The 21,282-nt window shown below is 70.9% G+C and carries 17 protein-coding genes; 8 read left to right on the forward strand and 9 right to left on the reverse strand.

The window, feature by feature from the left end:
• The first annotated feature begins 40 nt into the window (after nt 1–40).
• Both V4F39_RS15800 and V4F39_RS15805 read left to right on the forward strand, forming a co-directional pair.
• On the forward strand, nt 41–1,825 hold the full coding sequence (locus V4F39_RS15800; RefSeq protein ID WP_332290635.1) for a monovalent cation:proton antiporter-2 (CPA2) family protein: 1,785 nt from the start codon (nt 41–43) through the stop codon (nt 1,823–1,825).
• Nucleotides 1,822–2,361, forward strand: a complete 540-nt coding sequence (locus V4F39_RS15805) for a DUF924 family protein (RefSeq protein ID WP_332290636.1) — start codon at nt 1,822–1,824, stop codon at nt 2,359–2,361. Before V4F39_RS15800 ends, V4F39_RS15805 begins: the two co-directional genes overlap by 4 nt.
• 27 nt (nt 2,362–2,388) lie before the next feature.
• On the opposite strand, the gene V4F39_RS15810 is transcribed toward V4F39_RS15805, so the two are convergent.
• The 3 genes from V4F39_RS15810 to V4F39_RS15820 are packed head-to-tail and all read right to left on the reverse strand — an operon-like array spanning nt 2,389 to nt 4,774.
• Nucleotides 2,389–3,396 carry a 2-hydroxyacid dehydrogenase gene (locus V4F39_RS15810; RefSeq protein WP_332290637.1) on the reverse strand — a complete coding sequence of 336 codons (1,008 nt, stop codon included), beginning with the start codon at nt 3,394–3,396 and terminating at the stop codon, nt 2,389–2,391.
• Between the two features lie 35 nt (nt 3,397–3,431).
• A complete protein-coding gene (locus V4F39_RS15815) occupies nt 3,432–4,235 on the reverse strand; it encodes a siderophore-interacting protein (protein WP_332290638.1) in 804 nt (267 codons plus the stop codon).
• The gene (locus V4F39_RS15820) at nt 4,232–4,774 is read right to left on the reverse strand and encodes a PadR family transcriptional regulator (protein ID WP_332290639.1); all 543 of its coding nucleotides are present in this window, start codon (nt 4,772–4,774) and stop codon (nt 4,232–4,234) included. The genes V4F39_RS15815 and V4F39_RS15820 overlap by 4 nt, the downstream gene beginning before the upstream one ends.
• 178 nt (nt 4,775–4,952) lie before the next feature.
• On the opposite strand from V4F39_RS15820, the gene V4F39_RS15825 reads away from it, so the two are divergent.
• From V4F39_RS15825 to V4F39_RS15835, 3 genes are all read left to right on the forward strand, one after another.
• Complete coding sequence (locus V4F39_RS15825) at nt 4,953–5,261, forward strand: DUF485 domain-containing protein (protein WP_332290640.1); 309 nt, start codon at nt 4,953–4,955, stop codon at nt 5,259–5,261.
• An 8-nt stretch (nt 5,262–5,269) separates the two neighbouring features.
• Entirely contained in the window at nt 5,270–6,991 is a 1,722-nt protein-coding gene (locus V4F39_RS15830; protein ID WP_332290786.1) for a cation acetate symporter, read from the forward strand.
• 171 nt (nt 6,992–7,162) lie between these two features.
• The gene (locus V4F39_RS15835; RefSeq protein ID WP_332290641.1) at nt 7,163–8,893 is read left to right on the forward strand and encodes a putative bifunctional diguanylate cyclase/phosphodiesterase; all 1,731 of its coding nucleotides are present in this window, start codon (nt 7,163–7,165) and stop codon (nt 8,891–8,893) included.
• A gap of 18 nt (nt 8,894–8,911) precedes the next feature.
• Here the strand turns inward: V4F39_RS15835 and metE are convergent, their stop codons facing one another.
• Nucleotides 8,912–11,227 (reverse strand): 5-methyltetrahydropteroyltriglutamate--homocysteine S-methyltransferase, encoded by a 2,316-nt coding sequence (gene metE / locus V4F39_RS15840; protein ID WP_332290643.1) that lies wholly within the window; start codon nt 11,225–11,227, stop codon nt 8,912–8,914.
• Nucleotides 11,228–11,326: 99 nt separating this feature from the next.
• Between metE and V4F39_RS15845 the strand changes: the two genes are divergently transcribed.
• Complete coding sequence (locus tag V4F39_RS15845; protein WP_332290645.1) at nt 11,327–12,256, forward strand: LysR family transcriptional regulator; 930 nt, start codon at nt 11,327–11,329, stop codon at nt 12,254–12,256.
• A 22-nt stretch (nt 12,257–12,278) separates the two neighbouring features.
• On the opposite strand, the gene mmsB is transcribed toward V4F39_RS15845, so the two are convergent.
• The 5 genes from mmsB to V4F39_RS15870 form a co-directional block, all read right to left on the reverse strand.
• Nucleotides 12,279–13,175 (reverse strand): 3-hydroxyisobutyrate dehydrogenase, encoded by an 897-nt coding sequence (gene mmsB / locus V4F39_RS15850; protein ID WP_332290787.1) that lies wholly within the window; start codon nt 13,173–13,175, stop codon nt 12,279–12,281.
• A gap of 90 nt (nt 13,176–13,265) precedes the next feature.
• Entirely contained in the window at nt 13,266–14,426 is a 1,161-nt protein-coding gene (locus tag V4F39_RS15855; RefSeq protein WP_332290646.1) for an enoyl-CoA hydratase/isomerase family protein, read from the reverse strand.
• Between the two features lie 19 nt (nt 14,427–14,445).
• Nucleotides 14,446–15,240 (reverse strand): enoyl-CoA hydratase, encoded by a 795-nt coding sequence (locus tag V4F39_RS15860; RefSeq protein WP_332290647.1) that lies wholly within the window; start codon nt 15,238–15,240, stop codon nt 14,446–14,448.
• Between the two features lie 7 nt (nt 15,241–15,247).
• Nucleotides 15,248–16,408, reverse strand: a complete 1,161-nt coding sequence (locus V4F39_RS15865; protein WP_332290648.1) for an acyl-CoA dehydrogenase family protein — start codon at nt 16,406–16,408, stop codon at nt 15,248–15,250.
• A gap of 327 nt (nt 16,409–16,735) precedes the next feature.
• Complete coding sequence (locus V4F39_RS15870; protein WP_332290649.1) at nt 16,736–18,262, reverse strand: CoA-acylating methylmalonate-semialdehyde dehydrogenase; 1,527 nt, start codon at nt 18,260–18,262, stop codon at nt 16,736–16,738.
• A 135-nt stretch (nt 18,263–18,397) separates the two neighbouring features.
• Between V4F39_RS15870 and V4F39_RS15875 the strand changes: the two genes are divergently transcribed.
• Together V4F39_RS15875 and V4F39_RS15880 are read left to right on the forward strand one after the other, a co-directional pair.
• Nucleotides 18,398–19,855 carry a short-chain fatty acyl-CoA regulator family protein gene (locus tag V4F39_RS15875; protein ID WP_332290651.1) on the forward strand — a complete coding sequence of 486 codons (1,458 nt, stop codon included), beginning with the start codon at nt 18,398–18,400 and terminating at the stop codon, nt 19,853–19,855.
• Nucleotides 19,856–19,940: 85 nt separating this feature from the next.
• Nucleotides 19,941–21,266, forward strand: coding sequence for a hypothetical protein (locus tag V4F39_RS15880; RefSeq protein WP_332290652.1), 1,326 nt, complete (start codon nt 19,941–19,943; stop codon nt 21,264–21,266).
• The last annotated feature ends 16 nt before the right edge of the window (nt 21,267–21,282 follow it).

Consider the following 21,282-nt stretch of genomic DNA (forward strand, 5'->3'; position numbering starts at 1 on the left):
CGGCGACAAGAGGCGCAAACGGTTCAGGAGAGGGAGTGGCATGGCGGCAGAAGGCGGCAGCGATCTGGTGAAGGTGGTGACGCTGCTCGGGGCAGCGGTGGTGGCGGTGCCGCTGTTCAAGCGGCTGGGCCTGGGCTCGGTGCTCGGCTACCTGGCGGCGGGCCTGGCGATCGGGCCGTTCGGGCTCGGCCTCTTCAAGGATCCGCAGGCCATCCTGCACACGGCCGAGCTGGGCGTGGTGATGTTTTTGTTCATCATCGGCCTGGAGATGCGGCCCTCGCACTTGTGGAGCCTGCGGCGCGACATCTTCGGGCTGGGCACGGCGCAGGTGGGCGTGGCGGTGGCGGCGCTGACCGGCGTCGGCATGGCCTTCGGCTTCCCGGCCGGCGTCGCCTTCGTCTGCGGCGCGGGCTTCGTGCTCACCTCCACCGCGATCGTGATGCAGCTGCTCGGCGAACGCGGCGACATCGCCGAGCCCCGGGGCCAGAAGATCGTCGCGGTGCTGCTGTTCGAGGACCTGCTGATCGTGCCGCTGCTGGCCATCGTCGCCTTCATGGCGCCGGCCAGCGGCATCGCGCCCGCGGCCGATGCGCAGGGCTCGCGCTGGATGGACGTGCTGGTTGCGCTGGGCTCCATCGCGGCGCTGGTCGCGGCCGGGGTGTGGCTGCTGAACCCGATGTTCCGCGTGCTCGCCAACGCCAAGGCGCGTGAGGTGATGACCGCCGCCGCGCTGCTCGTGGTGCTGGGCGCTGCGCTGCTGATGGAGATGGGCGGCCTGTCGATGGCGATGGGCGCCTTCCTCGCCGGGGTGCTGCTGTCGGAGTCGACCTTCCGCCACCAGCTCGAGGCCGACGTGGAGCCGTTCCGCGGCCTGCTGCTGGGCCTCTTCTTCCTCGGTGTGGGCATGTCCCTCGACCTGGCCGTGGTGGCGCGCAACGCGCCCCTGATCGTCGCGGGCGTGGTGGCGCTGATGCTGGCCAAGGGCCTCTGCGTGTACGGCGTGGCGCGGTGGCTGCGCAGCTCGCATGCCGATGCCGTCGACCGGGCCGTGCTGATGGCGCAGGGCGGCGAGTTCGCGTTCGTGCTGTTCGCCGCGGCGGCCGCCAACGGCGTGATCGATGCCACCGTCAACGCCAACATGACGGCCATCGTGGTGCTGTCGATGGCGCTGACGCCGCTGGCGGTGATGGCGCAGCGCCGGCTGATGCGGCCGGCCGGGCCGTCGATGGACGGCGTGGAAGCGGTCACCGGCACCCGCGGCCTGGCCGGCAGCTCGCTGATCATCGGCTTCGGCCGGGTGGGCCAGATCGTGAGCCAGAGCCTGCTGGCGCGCGGCTGCGAGATCTCCATCATCGACACCAACACCGAGTCCATCCGCCAGGCGGCCGACTACGGCTTCAAGGTGTACTACGGCGACGGCACGCGGCTCGACGTGCTGCACGCCGCTGGCGCCCACACCGCACGCGCGGTGATCGTCTGCGTCGACGACATCGAAGCGTCGAGCCGCGTGGCCGAGCTGGTGCACAGCCAGTTCCCGCACGCGCGGCTGCTGGTGCGCGCGATGGACCGCGAGCATGCGCTGGCGCTCGTGGCGCACGGCGTCGATTTCCACGTGCGCGAGACCTTCGAGGCCGCCATCGCGCTCGGCCGCGAGGCGCTGCTCGCGCTGGGCCTCGACGAGCAGGAGGCCGACGACATCTCCGCCGACGTGCGCCGCCGCGATGCCGAACGCTTCCAGCTGGAGCTGGCCGGCGGCCTGCAGGCCGGCCGCGCGATGATCCGGGGCAACGCGGCACCGGCCGCCCCGCAGGAGCCTTCCCGATGAACACCACGCCTTCCGACGTGCTCGCCTTCTGGCAGGATGCCGGCCCCGAGCACTGGTTCGCCAAGAGCGATGCGTTCGACCGCCGCTTCCGCGAGCGCTTCCACGACGCGCACTTCGCGGCCGCCCGCCGCGAATGCGACGGCTGGGCCGCCAGTGCGCAGGGTGCGCTGGCGCTGCTGCTGCTGCTCGACCAGTACCCGCGCAACGCCTTCCGCGGCACCGGCCACATGTACGCGACCGATCCGCTGGCGCGCCGCTTCGCGCGCGGGCTGCTGTCGCAAGGCTTCGACCAGCACGTCGACCGTGCGCTGAGGGTGTTCTGCTACCTGCCGCTGTCGCATGCCGAGGACCTCGCCGACCAGCGGCGCGCGCTCGAACTCAACCGCGTGCTCGGCGAGCCCTACGTGCAGCATGCGCAGGGCCACCACGACATCATCGAGCGCTTCGGCCGCTTCCCCCACCGCAACCCGCTGCTCGGCCGCGACAGCACGCCCGAGGAAGTCGCCTTCCTCGCCGAGGGCGGCTTCGCCGGCTGAGCCGGCCAGGCGCGCCGCCCGCGGCCGTCACGGCGGGCTGAAGGCGATCTCGTCGGCCAGCGGCCGCCCTGCCTCGAAGGCATCGAGGCTGGCCATCGTCGTCTCGCAGATGGTGGAGATCGCCTCGCGCGTGAAGAAGGCCTGGTGGCCGGTCACGATCACGTTCGGGAACGAGGTCAGCCGCTGGATCACGTCGTCCGGGATGATGGTGCTCGACAGGTCGCGGAAGAAGAGGTCGGCTTCCTGCTCGTACACGTCGAGCCCGAGGCCGCCCAGCCGCCCCGACTTCAGTGCCTCGATGGCCGCCTCGGTGTCCACCAGGCCGCCGCGGCTGGTGTTGACCAGCAGTGCGCCGGGCTTCAGGGTAGCCAGCATCCCCGCGTTGACGATGTAGCGGGTGGCCGGCGTGAGCGGGCAGTGCAGCGAGATCACGTCGGCGCGCGCCCCCAGCTCGCCGATGCCGACGTAGCGCCCGCCGAGCGCCTCGAACTCGGGCGATACGAAGGGATCGTGCCCGAGCACCGTGCAGCCGAAGCCGTGCATGATCCTCGCGAACACGCGGCCGATCTTGCCGGTGCCGATCACGCCCACCGTCTTGCCGTGCAGGTCGAAGCCCATCAGCCCGTCGAGCGCGAAATTGGCGTCGCGCGTGCGGTTGTAGGCGCGGTGGATCTTGCGGTTGAGCGCGAGGATCAACGCCACCGCGTGCTCGGCCACCGAGTGCGGCGAGTAGTCGACCACCCGCACCACGCGCAGGCCCAGGCGCGCCGCGGCCTCGAGGTCGACGTTGTTGAAGCCCGTGCAGCGCAGCGCCACCAGGCGCGTGCCGCCCTGCGCCAGCACCTGCAGCACGGCCGCGTCGGCGTGGTCGTTGACGAAGATGCACACCGCATCGAAGCCGGCCGCCAGCGGGGCGGTGGCGGCATCGAGCGGCGCCTCGAAATAGGTGGCGGCGTGCGGCGCGGCGCGCCGGCGGTTGGCTTCGTCGAGGAATGCTCGGTCGTAGCGCTGCGTGCTGAAGACGGCCAGTTTCATCCCCGCAATCTACAGGCAAGCGGCGGGCCGGGCTGTCAGTCCTCGATCTTGTCGTGCGTGGCCGCGCTGCCGCGGCGCCAGTAGCCCGCGGCCTTCATCCACGCCGCGTTCGCGCCGTGCGCGGCCAGCAGCTGCCGGCGCAGCGCTTGCGCCACGCGCGTCTCGCAGGCGATCCACGCGTGGTAGTCGCCCTTTGGCACCGGCAGCGTCTGCAGCGCCTTCAGCAGGCCCCCGGGGGCACCGGGCTCGGCGCCTTGCCGGTGCACCCAGCGCACCTGCAGCGCGGCCTGCGTGTCGAACTTCAATTCGTCCTCGGGGCCTTCGACCTCGGCGAGCACCACCGCCGGCGCCCCCGCGGGCAGCTCGGCCAGGCGGCGGGCGATGGCCGGCAGCGCGGTGTCGTCGCCGATCAGCAGGTGGCCGTCGAACGCCGTGGGCAGCAAGAAGGAGCCGCGCCGGCCGCCCACGCCGAGCCGCTGGCCCGGTGCCGCCTGCAGCACCCACTGGGTGGCCGGGCCGGCCTCGTGGATCGCGAAGTCGATCTCCAGCGTCAGGCGAACCGCGTCGTGCCGGCGCGGCGTGTAGTCGCGCGCGATGGGCCGCGCGCCTTCGCTGAACACCGGTGCACCGTCGGCGCCCACGGTGGGCAGCAGCAGTTCGCCGGCCTGCGGATCGGGGAAGAAGAGCTTCACATGGTCGTCGAAGCCGGGGCTCGTGAAGCCATCGAGGTCGGCGCCGCCCAGCGTCACGCGCACCAGGTGCGGCGTCACACGGTCGACGCGGTGCACCTCGAGCACACGCAAGCGCAGCGGATGGCGCACACGCTGCGCCGCCCTCACAGCCGTTCCACCTGCTTGGCCGCCGCATCGAGCACGTCGACCAGGGCGTGCACCTGCGTCTTGCTCAGCGGCCCCTGCGACAGGCGCATGCGCAGCGCCAGCTTGAAGTTCTCGATCGCGCGGGCGATCTCGGGCGGCCGCTCGTGGCGGCCGGGGCCATGGCGGTTGAAGCGCGCCAGCAGTTCGTCGACCGCTTCCCGGTGCTCGGACAGGTAGGCCTGCCCGGCGTCGGTGATCGCGTAGCGCTTGCGGGCGCCTTCGCTGTCCTCGACGGTTGTATAGCCAAGTTCCTCGAGCCAGGTGAGCGTGGGGTAGACGACGCCGGGGCTGGGGCTGTAGGTGCCGTGCAGGCGGTCCTCGACCGCCTTGATCAGCTCGTAGCCGTGGCTGGGCTTGTCGGCGATCAGCTGCAGCAGCACGAGCCGCAGGCCGCCCTGGCCGAAGACGCGGTGGCCGCGGCCGCCGCCGAAGCCGTCGCCCTCGCCGCGCCGGATGCAGCGCTCGCCGTGGTGGCCGTGATGGTGTCCGAAGGGATGCATGGTCTGTTCCTGCGTGTCGTTTAGATGTGTTTACGATATATCTAAAAAGAAGGCGCATCAAGCGCAGGGCTTTCATGAGCGATTGGCTCGCACGTAAGGTGGCGGTCAACCTCGGCGCGCACAGTCGCGGCCCATGCCACCCCCCTTCCTGCGGCGGTGGCCGGACAAGGAGACACGTGTGACCGACCCCATCGTCGCCCGCATCGAGGCGCATCCCAAGTACCACGAGCTGCGGGGCAAGCGCAGCAGCTTCGGCTGGATCCTGACGATGATCATGCTCATCGTCTACTACGGCTACATCGCGCTGATCGCGTTCGACAAGCCCTTCCTCGCGCAGCCGATCGGCGACGGCGTCACCTCGCTGGGCATCCCCATCGGCCTGGGCGTGATCGTGTTCACCGTGATCATCACGGGGCTGTACGTGCGCCGCGCCAACAGCGAATACGACCGCCTCACGGCCGAGCTGCTGAAGGAGGTGTCGCGATGAGCCGCAGCATGCTTCGCAGCGGCGCGCTCGCCGCAGGGCTGGGCCTGCTGGCGGCTGCCGCGATGGCCGCCGGCGGCGACGTCGGCCAGGCGGCCAAGCAGCCCACCAACTGGATCGCGATCGGCATGTTCTCGGTCTTCGTGGTCGCCACCCTGTGGATCACCAAGTGGGCCGCGTCCAAGACCCGCTCGGCCGCCGACTTCTACACCGCCGGCGGCGGCATCACCGGCTTCCAGAACGGCCTCGCGATCGCCGGCGACTACATGTCGGCGGCCTCGTTCCTCGGCATCTCGGCCGCGGTGATGGCGACCGGCTACGACGGCCTGATCTACTCGATCGGCTTCCTCGTGGGCTGGCCGATCCTCACCTTCCTGATGGCCGAGCGGCTGCGCAACCTCGGCAAGTTCACCTTCGCCGACGTGGCGGGCTACCGCTTCCAGCAGACGCCGATCCGCGCCTTCGCGGCCTCGGGCACGCTGGTGGTCGTGGCGTTCTACCTGATCGCGCAGATGGTGGGCGCGGGGCAGCTGATCAAGCTGCTGTTCGGGCTCGATTACTGGATGGCGGTGGTCATCGTCGGGGCGCTGATGATGCTGTACGTGCTCTTCGGCGGCATGACGGCCACCACCTGGGTGCAGATCATCAAGGCGGTGCTGCTGTTGTCGGGCGTCACCTTCATGGCCTTCATGGTGCTGAGCGAGTTCGGCTTCAGCCCCGAGAAGCTCTTCGCGCGTGCGGTGCAGATCCGCACCGACATCGCGGCCCACAGCGGCAAGACGCCGCAGGAGGCGGCCAGCCTGGGCCTGGCCATCATGGGGCCGGGCGGCTTCGTGAAAGACCCGATCAGCGCGATCTCCTTCGGCATGGCGCTGATGTTCGGCACCGCCGGCCTGCCCCACATCCTGATGCGCTTCTTCACCGTGCCCGACGCGAAGCAGGCGCGCAAGTCGGTGTTCTGGGCGACGACGTGGATCGGCTACTTCTACGTGCTGATCTTCATCATCGGCTTCGGCGCGATCACCCTCGTGCTGACGAACCCTGAGTTCGCGGACGTCGCCACCGGCGTGATCCACGGCGGCGCGGGCGCCTCCAACATGGCGGCGGTGCTGGTGGCCAAGGCGGTCGGCGGCAACGTGTTCTACGGCTTCATCTCGGCGGTGGCCTTCGCGACCATCCTCGCGGTGGTGGCCGGCCTCACGCTGTCCGGTGCCTCCGCCGTCTCGCACGACCTCTACGCCACCGTGTTCAAGAAGGGCAACGCCGACAGCGCCTCGGAGCTGCGCGTCTCGCGCATCACCACGCTCGTGCTGGGCGCCGTGGCGGTGGCACTGGGCATCGCCTTCGAGAAGCAGAACATCGCGTTCATGGTGTCGCTGGCCTTCGCGATCGCGGCCTCGGCCAACTTCCCCGTGCTCTTCATGAGCGTGCTGTGGAAGGACTGCACCACCCGCGGCGCGGTGATCGGCGGCTTCCTCGGGCTGGTGTCGTCGGTGGGGCTGACCATCGTGTCGCCGTCGGTCTGGGAAGCCACGCTGGGCAATCCGAAGGGCTCGGCCTGGTTCCCCTACACCTCGCCGGCGCTGTTCTCGATGGCGATCGGCTTCGCGGGCATCTGGATCTTCTCGCTGCTCGACCGCAGCGCGCAGGCGCAGCGCGAGCGCGCGGCCTTCCCGGCGCAGCGTGTGCGGTCCGAGACGGGCCTGGGTGCGGCCGGCGCCTCCGGCCACTGACCCGCCGAGGGCGGCAGGCGCTCAAGCCCGGGCGCCTGCTGCCGATAGGGACTGCATTGCCCTGCCGGGCCTTGCGCAGTACCCCCATGACCCTTCGCATCGAACAGAGCCCGTCCTTCGTTCGCCCCCTGCCCCCGGCGGGCCGGCATCGCTGACGGCCGGGCCCGCAGGATGTTCCGGGCCTGGTCCGGCCGCCCCGAGCTCCAGGAGACCCTGGGAGAACTGCGGCAGGCGCAGCGGGACGCGCGCCTGCTGGAGCAGTTGCTGGACCAGCTGCCCATCGGCGTGAGCCTGCAGGACGCCGAAGGCTGCATGCGGCTGGTCAACGGCCCGATGGCCGAAGTGCTCGGCGTGCCGGCGGAGCGGCTGCTGGGCCGCCGGCCGTTCGATCTGCTGGCCGCCACGCCGGCGCAGGCCGAGCGCATGCACGCCGACTACCTCGCGCAGTTCGCCAGCGGCGAGCAGCGGGTGCAGGAATACACCCTGGCCCGCTCGCCCCATGCGCGCACGCTCTCGATGACGAGCCACCGCATCCACTGCGGCACCGTGCCGATGATGCTGTCGACCGCGGTCGACATCACCGACCGCCGGCAGATGGAGCGCGATCTCTCGCGCCGCGCGTTCCACGACGAGCTGACCGGCCTGCCCAACCGGCTGCTGATGCAGGAGATCGTCGGCGCGGCGCTGCGGCAGCACCGGCGCGGCGGCCATTTCGCGCTGGCCTTCATCGACCTCGACAACTTCAAGCAAGTCAACGACTACTACAGCCCCCTGGTGGGCGACGAGCTGCTGAAGGCCGTGGCACGCCGCATCGGGCAGTGCATCCGCACCGGCGACACCCTGGCGCGCATCAGCGGCGACGAGTTCCTGCTGCTGGCCGATCCGCTGGCGCAGGCGAGCGACCTGCCGCCGCTGATCGAGCGGCTGATCGCTGCGCTGAAGCAGCCCTTCCACATCGACGGGCAGGAGGTGCTGACCTCGGCGTCGGTAGGCGCCAGCCTGTACCCGCTGCATGGCGACAGCTACGAGGAGCTGCGGCGCTGCGCGGGCAGCGCGATGGTGCGGGCCAAGCGCGACCGCAAGGGCAGCGCCGCCTACTTCGACGAGGCGATGGGCCGGGCGCTCAGCGACCGCATGCTCACCGAGCGGCGCTTGCGCGCGGCCGTGCGCGACCGCCGGTTCAGGGCGGCCTTCCAGCCCAAGGTGGCCATCGGCACGGGCGAGGTGCGCGGCTTCGAGGCGCTGATCCGCTGGGTGGAGGACGACGGCACCGTGCGTGCGCCGGCCTCGTTCATCGAGTTGGCCTCGGAGCTGGGGCTGCTCGACGAGATCGCCCGCTTCGCGGCCGAGGACGTGGTGCGCCACCTGCCTTCGCTGCAGGCGCGCTTCGGCCCGCATGTGACGGTCAGCCTGAACGTCTCGGCGCGCCAGGCGGGCGACACGGCATTCATGGGCCTGCTGACCGACCAGCTGCGTGCCTGCGGCGTCGCGCAGCACATCGTGATCGAGCTGACGGAGGATGCCCTGCTGGCGACCCAGCGCTTCCAGCAGGAGACCCTGCCGCGCCTTCGCGAAGCCGGCATCCGGGTGTCAATCGACGACTTCGGCACCGGCTACTCGTCGCTGTCGATGCTGGCCGACCTGACGGCCGACGAGGTGAAGGTCGACCGTGCCTTCATCACCGCGATCCACGAGCGCCCGCGCAGCCAGGGCATCCTGCGGGCCATCGAGTCGCTGTGCTCGGCGCTGGGCATCGAGGTGGTCGCCGAAGGCGTGGAGACGGCCCAGGAACTGGCGTACCTGCGCAGCCACACCGGCATCGGCGTGGCCCAGGGTTACCTGTTCGCCAAACCCCAGTTCATCGAGGCACTGCTGGCGGCGCCCCCGCCGGCCTGCGGCTGAGGCGCCGCCGGCGCCTGCTCAGCGCTGGCGCATCGCCTGCGCCGCAGCCACCATGCCGCGCAGCGCGGCGCGCGTCTCCGGCCAGTCGCGGGTCTTCAGGCCGCAGTCGGGGTTCACCCACAGGTGCTCCGGCGGGATGACCGCGGCGGCCTTGCGCAGCAGCGCCAGCATCTCGTCGTGGCCCGGCACGCGGGGCGAGTGGATGTCGTACACGCCCGGCCCGATCTCGTTCGGGTAGCGGAAATCGCCGAAACCGCGCAGCAGCTCCATGCCCGAGCGGCTGGTCTCGATGGTGATCACGTCGGCATCCATCGCGGCGATCTCCGGCAGGATGTCGTTGAACTCCGAATAGCACATGTGGGTGTGGATCTGCGTCGCGTCGCCCACGCCCGAGGCCGAGACGCGGAAGGCCCGCGCCGCCCAGTCGAGGTAGGGCTTCCACAGCGCGCGGCGCAGCGGCAGGCCTTCGCGGATCGCGGGCTCGTCGATCTGCACGATGCCGATGCCGGCCTGCTCCAGGTCGACCACCTCGTCGCGGATGGCCAGCGCGATCTGCAGCGCGGTGGCGTCGCGCGGCTGGTCGTCGCGCACGAAGGACCACTGCAGGATCGTGATCGGCCCGGTCAGCATGCCCTTCATCGGCCGCGGCGTCAGGCTTTGCGCGTAGACGGTCCAGTCCACCGTCATCGGCTTCGGCCGCGACACGTCGCCGAACAGCACCGGTGGCTTCACGCAGCGCGAGCCGTACGACTGCACCCAGCCGTTGGCGGTGAAGGCGAAGCCGTCGAGCTGCTCGCCGAAGTACTCGACCATGTCGTTGCGCTCGGCCTCGCCGTGCACCAGCACGTCGATGCCCAGCGCCTCCTGTTCGCGCACGGCCAGCGCGATCTCCTGCGCCATGGCGTCGCGGTAGGCCTCTGCGCTGAGTTCCTTGCGCTTGAACGCGGCGCGCGCGGCGCGGATCTGCGGCGTCTGCGGGAAGGAGCCGATCGTGGTGGTGGGGAACGCGGGCAGCTTGAACCGCGCCCGCTGCAGCGCCTGGCGCCGCGGGAACGCCGCCCCGCGCCGGTCGGCATCAGCCGGCAGCGCGGCGATGCGCTCGGCCACCGCGCGGTTGTGCACGCGCGGGCTGTGGGCACGCCCATGCGTGGCGGATCGGGCGGCGAACAGCGCGGCGCGCACGGCCGCATCGCCCTGGCTCAGCGCGGTGCGGAGCGTGCGCAGCTCGTCGAGCTTCTCGGTGGCGCCGGCCAGCCAGCTGCGCAGTTCCGCGTCGAGCGCGGCGTCTTCGCGCAGCGACAGCGGCACGTGCAGCAGCGAGCACGACGGCGCCAGCCACAGCCGGCCGCCGCGGCGTTCCAGCGCCGGGCGCAGCACCCCCAGTGCCGCGTCGAGATCGGTGCGCCAGATGTTGCGGCCGTCGACGATGCCGATGGAGAGCTCGCGGCCGGCGGGCAGCGTATCGAGCACGGCTTGCAATTCGCCGGCCGCGCGCACCGCATCCACGTGCAGGCCGGCCACCGGCAGCGCGCAGGCGAGCGGCAGGTTCTCCTGCAGCGGCGAAAAGTAGGTGGCCAGCAGCAGCGAGACGTCGGCGGTCTTCAGCGCTTCATAGGCCTCGCGCAGCGCCTGCTGCCACGCGGGCGGCAGGTCGAGGCCCAGCACCGGCTCGTCCACCTGCACCCACTGCACGCCGCGGGCGGCCAGGCGCTTCAGCAGGTCGGCGTACACCGGCAGCAACGCGCCGAGCAGCGAGAGCCGGTCGAAACCCGCCTCGTGCGACTTGCCGAGCCACAGGAAGCTCACGGGCCCGATCAGCACCGGCTTCACGCCGTGGCCCAGCGCCAGCGCTTCGTCCACCTCGGCCAGCAGGCGTTGCGCGTGCAGCGTGAAGCGCGTGGCCGCGTTGAACTCGGGCACGAGGTAGTGGTAGTTGGTGTCGAACCACTTGGTCATCTCCAGCGAGGCGCTGCCGTGGTGGGCGCGGGTGCAGGCGGTGTCGTTGCAGCCGGCGCCGGCCTCGGCGGCCACGCCGCGCGCCATCGTGAAGTAGCGCGCGAGCGCAGGCTCGTCGCCGCTGAAGCCGAAGCGCGCGGGCTCGCAGCCGAAGAGCTGCACGTGGTTGGCGACGTGGTCGTAGTAGGCGAAATCGCCCACGGCCACGAAGGCCAGGCCCGCTTCACGCTGCTGGGCCCAATGGCGCTGGCGCAGCGCACGGCCCGTGGCTTCGAGCGTGGCCGCGTCGATCTCGCCGCGCCAATGGCGCTCCAGGGCGAACTTCAGTTCACGCTGCGCGCCCATGCGCGGAAAGCCGAGAGTATGAGTCTTGATCATGATGAAGCCGGATTTGAATGAATTCAGCTTGAATGATCGGCAGCCCGTCTTTATGATTCAAGCGAAAGTTTTTCGGCTTCTCCATGAATCAGGCTCAACATGCAATCGCTGCTTGAACTGCGCCACTTGAAGACGCTGCTGGCCTTGCGCGAGGCGGGCAACCTCTCGCGCGCGGCGCAGTTGCTCAACCTCACCCAGTCGGCCCTGTCGCACCAGTTGAAGGGCCTGGAGGAGCACTACGGCGCCGCGCTGTTCGAGCGCAAGTCCAACCCCGTGAGCTTCACCGCGCCTGGGCAGCGCCTGCTGCGGCTGGCCGATGGGGTGCTGCCGCAGGTCGACGAGGCCGAGCGCGACGTGGCGCGGCTGGTCAGCGGCGCGGCCGGTGCGCTGCGCATCGCGGTCGAGTGCCACACCTGCTTCGACTGGCTGATGCCCGCGATGGACGCCTTCCGCCAGCGCTGGCCCGAGGTGGAGCTCGACATCGTCTCCGGTTTCCATGCCGACCCGGTCGGCCTGCTGCACCAGGACCGCGCCGAAGTGGCCATCGTTTCCGAGCTCGACGAGGAGGGCGAAGGCAGCGGCATCGCCTTCCTGCCGCTGTTCAGCTTCGAGATCGTCGCGCTGCTGCCGCAAGGCCATGCGCTGCTGGGCAAGCCGGCGCTGGCGGCGGAAGACTTCGCGGGCCAGACGCTGATCACCTACCCGGTGCCCGACGAGATGCTCGACCTGGTGCGCCGCGTGCTGCAGCCCGCCGGCATCACGCCCGCGCGCCGCACCACCGAGCTGACTGTGGCGATGCTGCAGCTCGTCGCCAGCGGCCGAGGCCTGGCCGCGCTGCCGCTGTGGGCGGTGAAGAGCTACGTCGACCGCGGCTACGTCGCCAGCCAGCGCATCGGGCCCGACGGCCTCACCGGCCGCCTCTACGCCGCCGTGCCCGACCGGCTGCGCGAGCGGCCCTACGTGGCCGAGTTCGTGCGGCTGATGCGGGAGATGTCTTTGTTGACGCTGCCGGGGGTGACGTTGCTGTGAGTCGCGCAGTGGCGGGTGGGCGTCAGTCCTCGCCTGTCACCAGCTTCAGGATGCTGGAGAAGTCCTCTCCGCCATGCCCCGCCTTGCTGTGCGCGGCGTAAAGCTGCCGCGCCAGCCCGCCGAGCGGGGTGGAGGCGCTGGTGCCCAGCGCGGCTTCCTGTGCCAGGCCCAGGTCCTTCAGCATCAGGTCGGTGCCGAAGCCGCCGGTGTAGCCGCGCGAGGCGGGGGCGGCTTCCATCACGCCGGGCACGGGGTTGTACTTCTCCAGCGCCCAGTTGCCGCCGGAACTGCGGCGCATCACTTCCGACAGCACCTTCGGGTCGAGCCCCAATGATTGGCCCAGCGCCAGCGCCTCGCTGGTGCCGATCATCAGCACGGCCAGCAGCATGTTGTTGCAGAGCTTGGTGGCCTGGCCCGCGCCCGCGTCGCCGCAGTGGAAGAGGTTGGCGCCCATCGCCTTCAGCACCGGCGTGGCGCGCTCCACGGTGGCCGCATCGCCACCGATCATGAAGGTGAGCGTGCCGGCCGCGGCGCCTGCGGTCCCGCCGGACACCGGCGCATCGATGAAGGCCAGGCCGCGTGCCTTCGCGGCATCGGCCACCTTGCGCGCGCTGGCGGGGGCGATGGTGCTGGAGTCGATCACCAGCGTGCCGGCCGGCAGCGCGGCCAGCAGGCCGGGCGCGTCGCCATGGGGCAGGTAGAGCGATTCGACGTGATGGCTGGCGGGCAGCATCGTGATGACGGCCTGGGCGCCTTCGGCCGCCGCGGCGGCGGAGGGCGCGATGCGCAGGCCCTGCGCCTGCAGCTTGCTGCAGGCTTCGGCGTTCAGGTCGAAGGCCGCGACCTCGTGCCCGGCCTTCACGAGGTTGAGCGCCATCGGCCCGCCCATGTTGCCGAGGCCGATGAAGCCGATGCGCAGTGTCGCGTCCATGAGGTTCGTCTCCGGTTGTCTAGGCACGTGGTCAAGTGGTCAAGTGGTCAAGTGGTCGCCGGCCGGCGGTGGCCGGCTTCAGCGCAGGTCTTGCAGCGGGTGCGCGTCCGCGCCGTGGCGTGGCACGAAGTGCGCCTCGACATGCGCCGGGCTCACGGTCTCCAGCGTCGGCGGATCCCAGCGCGGCTGCTTGTCCTTGTCGATCAGCAGGGCGCGCACACCTTCGGCGAAATCGTTGTGCACGCAGCAGCCGAGCGACACCTGGTATTCGAGCCGCAGCACCTCGGCCAGCGACATCGAGCGCGTGCGCTGCAGCAGCGCGTACGCCACCGCCGCAGAACTGGGCGAGCCCTTCACGAAACCCTGCACCGCGCCGGCCACCCACGGGTCGGCGTGGTCGGCCAGCGCACGCAGGCGCGGGGCGATGTCGACCAGCCGGTCGTGGCCCATCGTGGCGTTGATCAGGTCGAGGTGGGTGCGCACCGGCGAGGGTGCGAGGTCGGCCGGCGTGCCCAGCGCCTCGATCAGGTGGCTGAGCTGGGCGCCGTCGGTCTCCGGCTCGCCCTGCCACGCGGCGGCGGCCAGGGCGGCGAGCAGCAGCGGCTCGTCCTCGTTGCGGGCGATGAAGTCGGCCAGGCCGGTGAAGCGCGCGTCGGCGGCGTTGACCGACGCGCCGGTGAGCGCGAGGAAGAGCCCGCTCTTGCCCGGCATGCGCGGCAGGAACCAGCTGCCGGCCACGTCGGGGTAGAGGCCGATCGCCACCTCGGGCATCGCGAGCCGCGTGCGCGGCGTGACGACGCGGTGCGAGCAGCCGGCCAGCAGCCCGATGCCGCCGCCCATCACGATGCCGTGGCCCCAGCAGACGATGGGCTTGGGGAAGGTGTGCAGCCGGTGGTCGAGCCGGTATTCGTGCTCGAAGAAGGCGGCGGCCAGCGGCGAGACCGCGGCGGGGTCGGTTTCGCGCAGCGTGCGGATCTCGCGCGCCAAGGACGCCACGTCGCCACCGGCGCAGAAGGCCTTCTCGCCCGCGCCATCGAGCACCACGGCGACGACGTGGGGGTCTTCGGCCCAGGCGTCAAACGCCGTCTGCAGGCGCTTGACCATCGCGAGGTTCAGCGCGTTCAGGGAGGCGGTGGCATTCAGCGTCGCGTGGCCGATGCGGTGGCCGCTGGCGGTGGTGATCTCGCGCAACGCGATGCCGTCCGTGGTGATGGCGGAGATGTCGTTGAGTTCGCTCATGGGTCCAGCGTATTCGCGTTCAGGCATTGCGCCACTGCGGGGCGCGTTTGCCCAGGAAGGCGTTGACGCCTTCCTTCTGGTCTGCGGAATCGAACAGCGCGACGAAGGCCTCGCGTTCGGCGGCCAGCACCTGCTGCGGGCCCTGCGTGCGCGCGCCCTGGATCAGCCGCTTGCAGGCGCTGACGCTGGTGGGGCTCTGCTTCTCCACCTGCTGCGCCATCGCCAGCGCACGCTGCAGCGCCTGGCCGCGCGGCACCACGTCGTCGACCAGGCCGATGCGCAGCGCGGTGGCGGCATCGACCCGCTCGCCCAGCAGCACCATGCGCTTGGCCCAGCTTTCGCCCACCGTCCAGGCCAGCCACTGCGTGCCGCCCGCGCAGGGCAGCAGGCCGACGCCGGCCTCGGGCAGCGCCATCTGCGCATGCTCCTCCGCCACGCGCAGGTCGCAGGCCAGCGCACATTCCAGGCCGCCGCCCATCGCGTAGCCGTTGATGGCCGCGATGCTCACGCCGCGGAAGGCGGCCAGCGCCTCGAACGCCTCGCCGAAGCGGCGCGCCATCGTCGCGGCGCGGCCCTTGTCGCCGTCGGCGAAGAGCTTCAGGTCGGCGCCCGCGGAGAAGAACTTCTCGCCGCCGCCGGTGACGACGAGGCTGTAGATGTCGCGGTCGGCGTTCAGCCCGGCGACCAGCCGCGTCAGGGCGGCCAGGCTCTTGTCCGTCCAGGTATGGGCCGGCGGGTTGTCGAGCGTGACGATGGCGACGTGGCCGCGGCGTTCGAGCAGCAGGCCTTCGAAGGGTGGGGTGTCGAGGGTCATCGTGTGTCTATCGAAGGGTGTCTGTGGCGCCGTCCTGCAGCAGGCGCCGGGCGATGATCACGCGCATGATCTCGTTGGTGCCTTCCAGGATCTGGTGCACCCGGGCATCACGCAGCAGGCGTTCGAGCGGGTATTCGCGGATGTAGCCGTAGCCGCCGTGCAGTTGCAGCGCCTCGTTGCAGACGTTGAAGCACAGGTCGGTGGCCAGGCGCTTGGCCATCGCGCAGTAGGTGGTGGCGTCGGGGTCGGCACGGTCGAGCTTGCTGGCGGCCAGGCGCACCATCTGGCGCGCGGCCACCAGCTCGGTCGCCATGTCGGCCAGCTTGAACTGCAGCGCCTGGAACTCGGCCAGCGGCTTGCCGAACTGTTGGCGTTCGTGGAGGTAGCGCTGCGCCGCATCGAGCGCGCCCTGCGCCGCGCCCACCGAGCAGCTCGCGATGTTGATGCGCCCGCCGTCCAGGCCCTTCATCGCGATCTTGAAGCCTTCGCCTTCCGCGCCCAGCCGGTTCAGCACGGGCACGCGCACGTCGTCGAAGGTGATCTGTCGCGTGGGCTGGCTGTTCCAGCCCATCTTGTCTTCCTTGCGGCCGTAGCGGATGCCCTCGCTCTTCGCGTCGACCACGAAGGCGCTGATGCCGGATGCACCCGGCCCGCCGGTGCGCGCCATCACCACCAGCACGTCGGTGGCGCCGGCGCCGGAAATGAAGGCCTTGCCGCCGTTGAGCAGGTAGTGTTCGCCGTCGAGCCGGGCCGTGGTGCGCAGCGAGGCGGCGTCGGAGCCCGCACCGGGCTCGGTGAGGCAGTACGAGCCGAGCTGCTGCCCGCTGGCGAGCAGCGGTCCGTGGTGCTGCGACACCCGAGGGTCGGCGAACGCACCCACCATCCAGGTCACCATGTTGTGGATGGTGATGTAGGCGGCGGTCGACGGGCAGGCCGAGGCCAGTTCCTCGAACAGCAGCGTGGCATCGAGCCGCGGCAGGCCCAGGCCGCCACAGGCCTCGGGCGCATAGAGACCGCAGAAGCCCAGCTCGCCGGCCTGGCGCAGCGTGTCGACCGGGAAGATGCCTTCCGCGTCCCACTGCGCGGCGTGCGGTGCCATCGCCTCGCGGGCGAAGTCGCGTGCGCTCTGCTGGAAGGCGCGCTGCTCTTCGGTCAGTTCAAAGTCCATTCGGTGTTGCTCCCTGCGGATCCCCGCATACGTCGGGCCGGACAAGGGCGCCGGGTACCCGGCTCCGCGAATGTCCCCCGGGCCGGGCAGGCCCGGCCCTCCTCCTCTTATTTCGCTGCGCCGGGTACCCGACGCCCTTGTCGAAGCGCCGGTTGTTCTCTGCCCGGACATCGGCCAGGCCACGCCGGAGCGGGAGGGTGGGGCATGCTGCGCAGCGACATAAGAGGAGGAGGCTCGGGCGCAGCCCGGGCCGGGGGACAGTCGCGGAGCAGCGTGCCGCGCCCTCCCGCGGCCTGCACATACGGCCCCCCGCCTCGGCACGAAGATTCACTTCAACGAGATCGTCGTATTGACCCCGGTCGTCACGTCGTCCTCGAACCAGCGCTCGGTCACGGTCTTGGTCTGCGTGTAGAACAGCACCACCTGCTTGCCGTACGGCCCCAGGTCGCCGAGCTTCGACGCCCGCGAGCCGCTGAACGAGAACAACGGCACCGGCACCGGGATGGGCACGTTGATGCCGACCTGGCCCACGTCGATCTCTTCCTGGAACTTGCGCGCCGCCGCGCCCGACTGCGTGAACACCGCGGTGCCGTTGCCGTTGGGGTTGGCGTTGATCATCGCGATGGCGTCGTCCAGCGTTTCGGCCTCGGCCACGCACAGCACGGGGCCGAAGATCTCCTGGTCGTAGACCTGCATGCCGGGCTTCACGCCGGTGAGGATGGTCGGGCCGACGAAGTTGCCTTCGGCCGCGGCCGGTGCGTTGCCCTCGGCCAGCACGGGCCGGCGGCCGTCGAGCGCCAGCGTGGCGCCTTCGTCGGTGCCGCGCTGGATCAATGCTGTCACGCGGTCCTTCGCGGCGCAGGAGATCAGCGGGCCCACGTCGGTGTCGGGCCGGTCGCCGGCGCCCACCTTCAGCGTCTTCGCCTTGGCCACGAGGTCGGGCACCCACTCGCGCGCGGCACCCACCAGCACCGCCACCGATACCGCCATGCAGCGCTGGCCGGCCGCGCCGAACGAGGCGCCGAGCAGCGCGTTGAGGGTCTGCTCCTTGTGCGCGTCGGGCAGCACCACGGCGTGGTTCTTCGCGCCCATCATGCATTGCACCCGCTTGCCGGCGAGCGACGCGCGCTGGTAGACGTGCGTGCCGACGCGGGTGGAGCCGACGAAGGAGATGGCCTTGATGTCGGGGTGGTCGCAGAGGGCGTTGACCACGTCTTCCGCACCGTGCACCACGTTCAGCACGCCGGGCGGCACCCCGGCCTCCATCGCCAGCTCGGCCAGGCGCATCGTGACCATCGGATCCTGCTCCGAAGGCTTGAGCACGAAGGTGTTGCCGGTGGCGATGGCCATCGGGAACATCCACAGCGGGATCATCGCGGGGAAGTTGAACGGCGTGATGCCGGCGCACACGCCCAGCGGCTGCAGCAGCGTGTAGGTGTCGACCCCCCCCGCCACGTTGTTGGCCAGCTCGCCGAGCTGCAGGTTGCCGATGGCGGCGGCGTGCTCCACCACCTCGAGGCCGCGGAACACGTCGCCCTCGGCGTCGGCCAGCGTCTTGCCCTGCTCGGCGGTGAGGATCGCCGCCAGCGCCTTCATGTTGTCGCGGATGAGTTGCTGGTACTTCAGGAAGATGCGCGCGCGGGTGCCGATGGCCGTCTTGCGCCAGGTCTTGAAGGCTTCGGCCGCCGAGGCCACCGCGGCATCCACCTCTTCCCGCGTGGCCAGCGGCACGCGGGCCAGCACCTGCTGCGTGGCGGGGTTCACGATGTCGCGCCACTGCGTGCTGCGCGATTCGACGAGGCGGCCGTCGATCAACAGCGGCACGGTGCGGGTGGAGGAGGAAGAAGAAGCCATGGCTGTCTCGCTTGTGGTGAGGGGGGCGCTCGCACAGAATCTATCCACCAACTTCACAAGCCTCAAGTGCCGGAGAGACAAAACGTGCAAACACCTTTGCAGCCGGCGCGCCGGTTTTTGTGAAGCTTGTGGAACATGGCTAGGGTTGACCCTCGGTCCGGGCGCAAGCTCTTCATCGGCGCGCGGGTGCGCCGCCAGCGCGAACAGCGCGGGTTCAGCCAGGGGGTGCTGGCGGCGCGGCTGGGGCTGTCGCTCAGCTACGTCAGCCAGATCGAGAACGACCAGCGCCCGGTGACGCCCGCGGTGCTGCTGAAGCTGGCCGAGGTGTTCGGCGGCGACGCGGTGCAGTTCTCCGAGCAGGACGACCAGCGCCTACTCGCCGAGTTGGACGTGGCGCTGCACGACCGCGGCCTGGGCGCCCACCGCGTGGCGCCGGCGCCGCTGGCGCGCATGGTGGCGCAGGCGCCCGAACTGGTGCAGGCCTTCCTCACGCTGCACGAGCGCCACCAGCGCCTGCAGGAAGAGCACGCGCAGACCATCGACCGCTTCTACGGCGAACTGGGCGGCGACCATCTGCGCGGCCCCATCGCGCCGCCGCCGCACGAGGCGGTGCGCGAGCACTTCAACCGGCTGGAGAACTACGTCGACGCGCTCGACCGCGCCGCGGAGCAGCTGGCCGAAACCGAAGGCGTGCAGCCCGGCGAGCGGGCCTCGGCGATGCGCCGGGTGTTGCGCGAGGTGTGCGGCGTGGAAGTGGCCGAGGCGCCGACGATGGGCGCCGACGGCGCGCTGCGCCGCTTCGAGCCCGCACGCCGGCGGCTGCATGTGCCGGCACACCTGAGCGATGCGCAGCAGGCCTACCAGATGGCGACGCAGTACGCGCTGCTGGCCTGCCGCGCGCCGATCGACGCGGTGATCCAGGCGGCCGGCTTCGCCGATGCCGAGACGCGCGCACTGGCCTGGCCCGGCCTGGCGCACTACTTCGCCGGCGCGCTGGTGCTGCCGTACGGCCGCTTCCTGGCCGAGGCGCGGGCGGTGCGCTACGACATCGAGCTGCTGGCCCAGCGTTTCCAGGTGAGCTTCGAGACGGTGTGCCACCGGTTGAGCACGATGCAGCGCCCCGGCGCGCGCGGCGTGCCGGTGTACTTCGTCCGCGTGGACCAGGCGGGCAACATCTCCAAGCGCCAGAGCGCGACGGCCTTCCACTTCGCGCGGCACGGCGGTGCGTGCCCGCTGTGGCAGGTGCACGAGGCCTTCACGCAGCCGGGCCGCATCCTCACGCAGATCGCCGAGATGCCCGACGGCACGCGCTTCTTCGGCATCGCCCGCACCATCGAGCGGGGCGGCGGCGGCTACCTGGCGCGCCGCAAGCTGTTCGCGGTGGGGCTGGGCTGCGAGTTGTCACACGCGCACGAGCTGGTCTATGCCGATGGCCTGAACCTCGCCGCGCCGGCACCGGTGGTGCCCATCGGCCCCGGCTGCCGTGTGTGCCCCCGGGCCGATTGCGTGCAGCGTGCGTTCCCGCCCGCAGGCAAGCCGCTGGTGGTGGACGAGGACAGCGAGTCGCTGGTGCCCTACCGCTTCGAGGGCTGACGGGCGCCGGAGCCGCTGCAGAGAGGGTCTCAAAACGCCACAAATACGTAAATTGATTCGCCGTGCTGCCGATAGAGGGGTGGTCATGGCCAAGAGCATCACATTCATCAGTGCGCTGGGCGTCGTGTTCGGCGCGATGGCGTGGCCCGCCGGGGCGCTGGCCGCCGGCCCCGACGGCACGGCCGAGCCGGCCAGCCTCCACGAGGCCGCCGGCACGGGCCTGCGGCTCAATGGCTTCGGCACGCTGGGCGTCGCGCATGCGCGCGCACCCGAGGGCTGGGGCCTGCGGCGCGCGTTCAACCAGCCGAGCAACACCGGTGGTACGCGCCTGGACGTCGACAGCCGCCTCGGCCTGCAAGCCAACTATGCGTTCACGCCGGAGTTCGAGCTGGTGGGCCAGGTCCTCCTCAAGCGCCTGGTGACGAGCAACGCCCAGCTGGAATGGGCCTTCGCCGCGTGGCGGCCCCGGCCGGACCTGACTCTGCGGCTGGGCCGCACCAGCACCGACATCTTCCTCGCGTCGGAGTACCGCAGCGTCGGCTTCGCCTACCCCTCGGTGCGGCCCAACGTGGACACCTACGGCCCCTTGCCGCTGTATGCCATCGACGGCGTCGACCTCACCTGGCACAAGGACGTGGACGGTGCGCGCTGGCGGGTGCGCGCCTTCGCCGGCCAGGGTTCCACCGACGTGCCCGGCGTGGTGGCGGCCAGCCTGACCTTCCAGGCGCGCGATGCGCTGGGCATCACGCTGTCGCACGAGGTCGGCCCGTTGTCATGGCGGGCCACCGCGGCGCGCTTCAAGGGGCGCATCAAGCCTTCGGCCACCAGCCGGGCGGTGCAGTCCACGCTGCAGGCCCTGGCAGCGCTGCCTGTGCCGGCAGCGGCCGAGGCGGTCGAGATGAGCGCACAGATCGACGACACCGTGCGCTGGCAGCAGATGACGTACCTGGCCCTGGGCCTGGCCTACGACGACGGCGTCTGGCTGGCGAGTGCCGAATGGGTGCGCGCGGTCTCGGACGCCAATTACCTGCACGGCCATTTTGGCTACCTGAGCCTGGGCCGCCGCTTCGGCGACGTCACGCTCCATGCCACGGCAGGCCGGGGCAGCAATGCTTCGCTGACGCGCCCGCCCTCGCGGTGGGCTGAGCAGCTCGCGCCGCTCATCGGCCCGCAGGCCGCGCTGCAGGCACAGTGGCTGGCGACACAGGGCTACACCGAGATCAACTCCGCCATGCTGCGGCAGCGCTCCCTGTCGCTCGGCATCCGCTGGGACGTGCATCCGCGCGCGGCGCTCAAGCTGCAGTTCGACCGCTTCGTCGTCGAGCGCAACGGCAGCATGCTGTGGGCCCACGGGGTCGGGGAGGGCGCGCGCCCGCGCGTCGTCAGCCTGGCGCTGGACTTCGTCTTCTGAGTCGCGGGCCATGGCG

Origin of the sequence: Aquincola agrisoli (assembly GCF_036621135.1) — a bacterium.
In the GTDB taxonomy this organism is placed as follows: Bacteria; Pseudomonadota; Gammaproteobacteria; order Burkholderiales; family Burkholderiaceae_C; genus Aquincola; species Aquincola agrisoli.

Bases quoted from the DNA above. Each gene is read 5' to 3' on its own strand.
- V4F39_RS15830 (WP_332290786.1), top strand. From the start codon at position 5,270: ATGCTTCGCAGCGGCGCGCTCGCCGCAGGGCTGGGCCTGCTGGCGGCT.
- V4F39_RS15855 (WP_332290646.1), bottom strand. From the start codon at position 14,426: ATGAGCGAACTCAACGACATCTCCGCCATCACCACGGACGGCATCGCG.
- V4F39_RS15835 (WP_332290641.1), top strand. From the start codon at position 7,163: ATGTTCCGGGCCTGGTCCGGCCGCCCCGAGCTCCAGGAGACCCTGGGA.
- V4F39_RS15800 (WP_332290635.1), top strand. From the start codon at position 41: ATGGCGGCAGAAGGCGGCAGCGATCTGGTGAAGGTGGTGACGCTGCTC.
- V4F39_RS15870 (WP_332290649.1), bottom strand. From the start codon at position 18,262: ATGGCTTCTTCTTCCTCCTCCACCCGCACCGTGCCGCTGTTGATCGAC.
- V4F39_RS15865 (WP_332290648.1), bottom strand. From the start codon at position 16,408: ATGGACTTTGAACTGACCGAAGAGCAGCGCGCCTTCCAGCAGAGCGCA.
- V4F39_RS15845 (WP_332290645.1), top strand. From the start codon at position 11,327: ATGCAATCGCTGCTTGAACTGCGCCACTTGAAGACGCTGCTGGCCTTG.
- V4F39_RS15805 (WP_332290636.1), top strand. From the start codon at position 1,822: ATGAACACCACGCCTTCCGACGTGCTCGCCTTCTGGCAGGATGCCGGC.
- metE (WP_332290643.1), bottom strand. From the start codon at position 11,227: ATGATCAAGACTCATACTCTCGGCTTTCCGCGCATGGGCGCGCAGCGT.
- V4F39_RS15810 (WP_332290637.1), bottom strand. From the start codon at position 3,396: ATGAAACTGGCCGTCTTCAGCACGCAGCGCTACGACCGAGCATTCCTC.
- V4F39_RS15860 (WP_332290647.1), bottom strand. From the start codon at position 15,240: ATGACCCTCGACACCCCACCCTTCGAAGGCCTGCTGCTCGAACGCCGC.
- V4F39_RS15820 (WP_332290639.1), bottom strand. From the start codon at position 4,774: ATGCATCCCTTCGGACACCATCACGGCCACCACGGCGAGCGCTGCATC.
- V4F39_RS15875 (WP_332290651.1), top strand. From the start codon at position 18,398: ATGGCTAGGGTTGACCCTCGGTCCGGGCGCAAGCTCTTCATCGGCGCG.
- V4F39_RS15880 (WP_332290652.1), top strand. From the start codon at position 19,941: ATGGCCAAGAGCATCACATTCATCAGTGCGCTGGGCGTCGTGTTCGGC.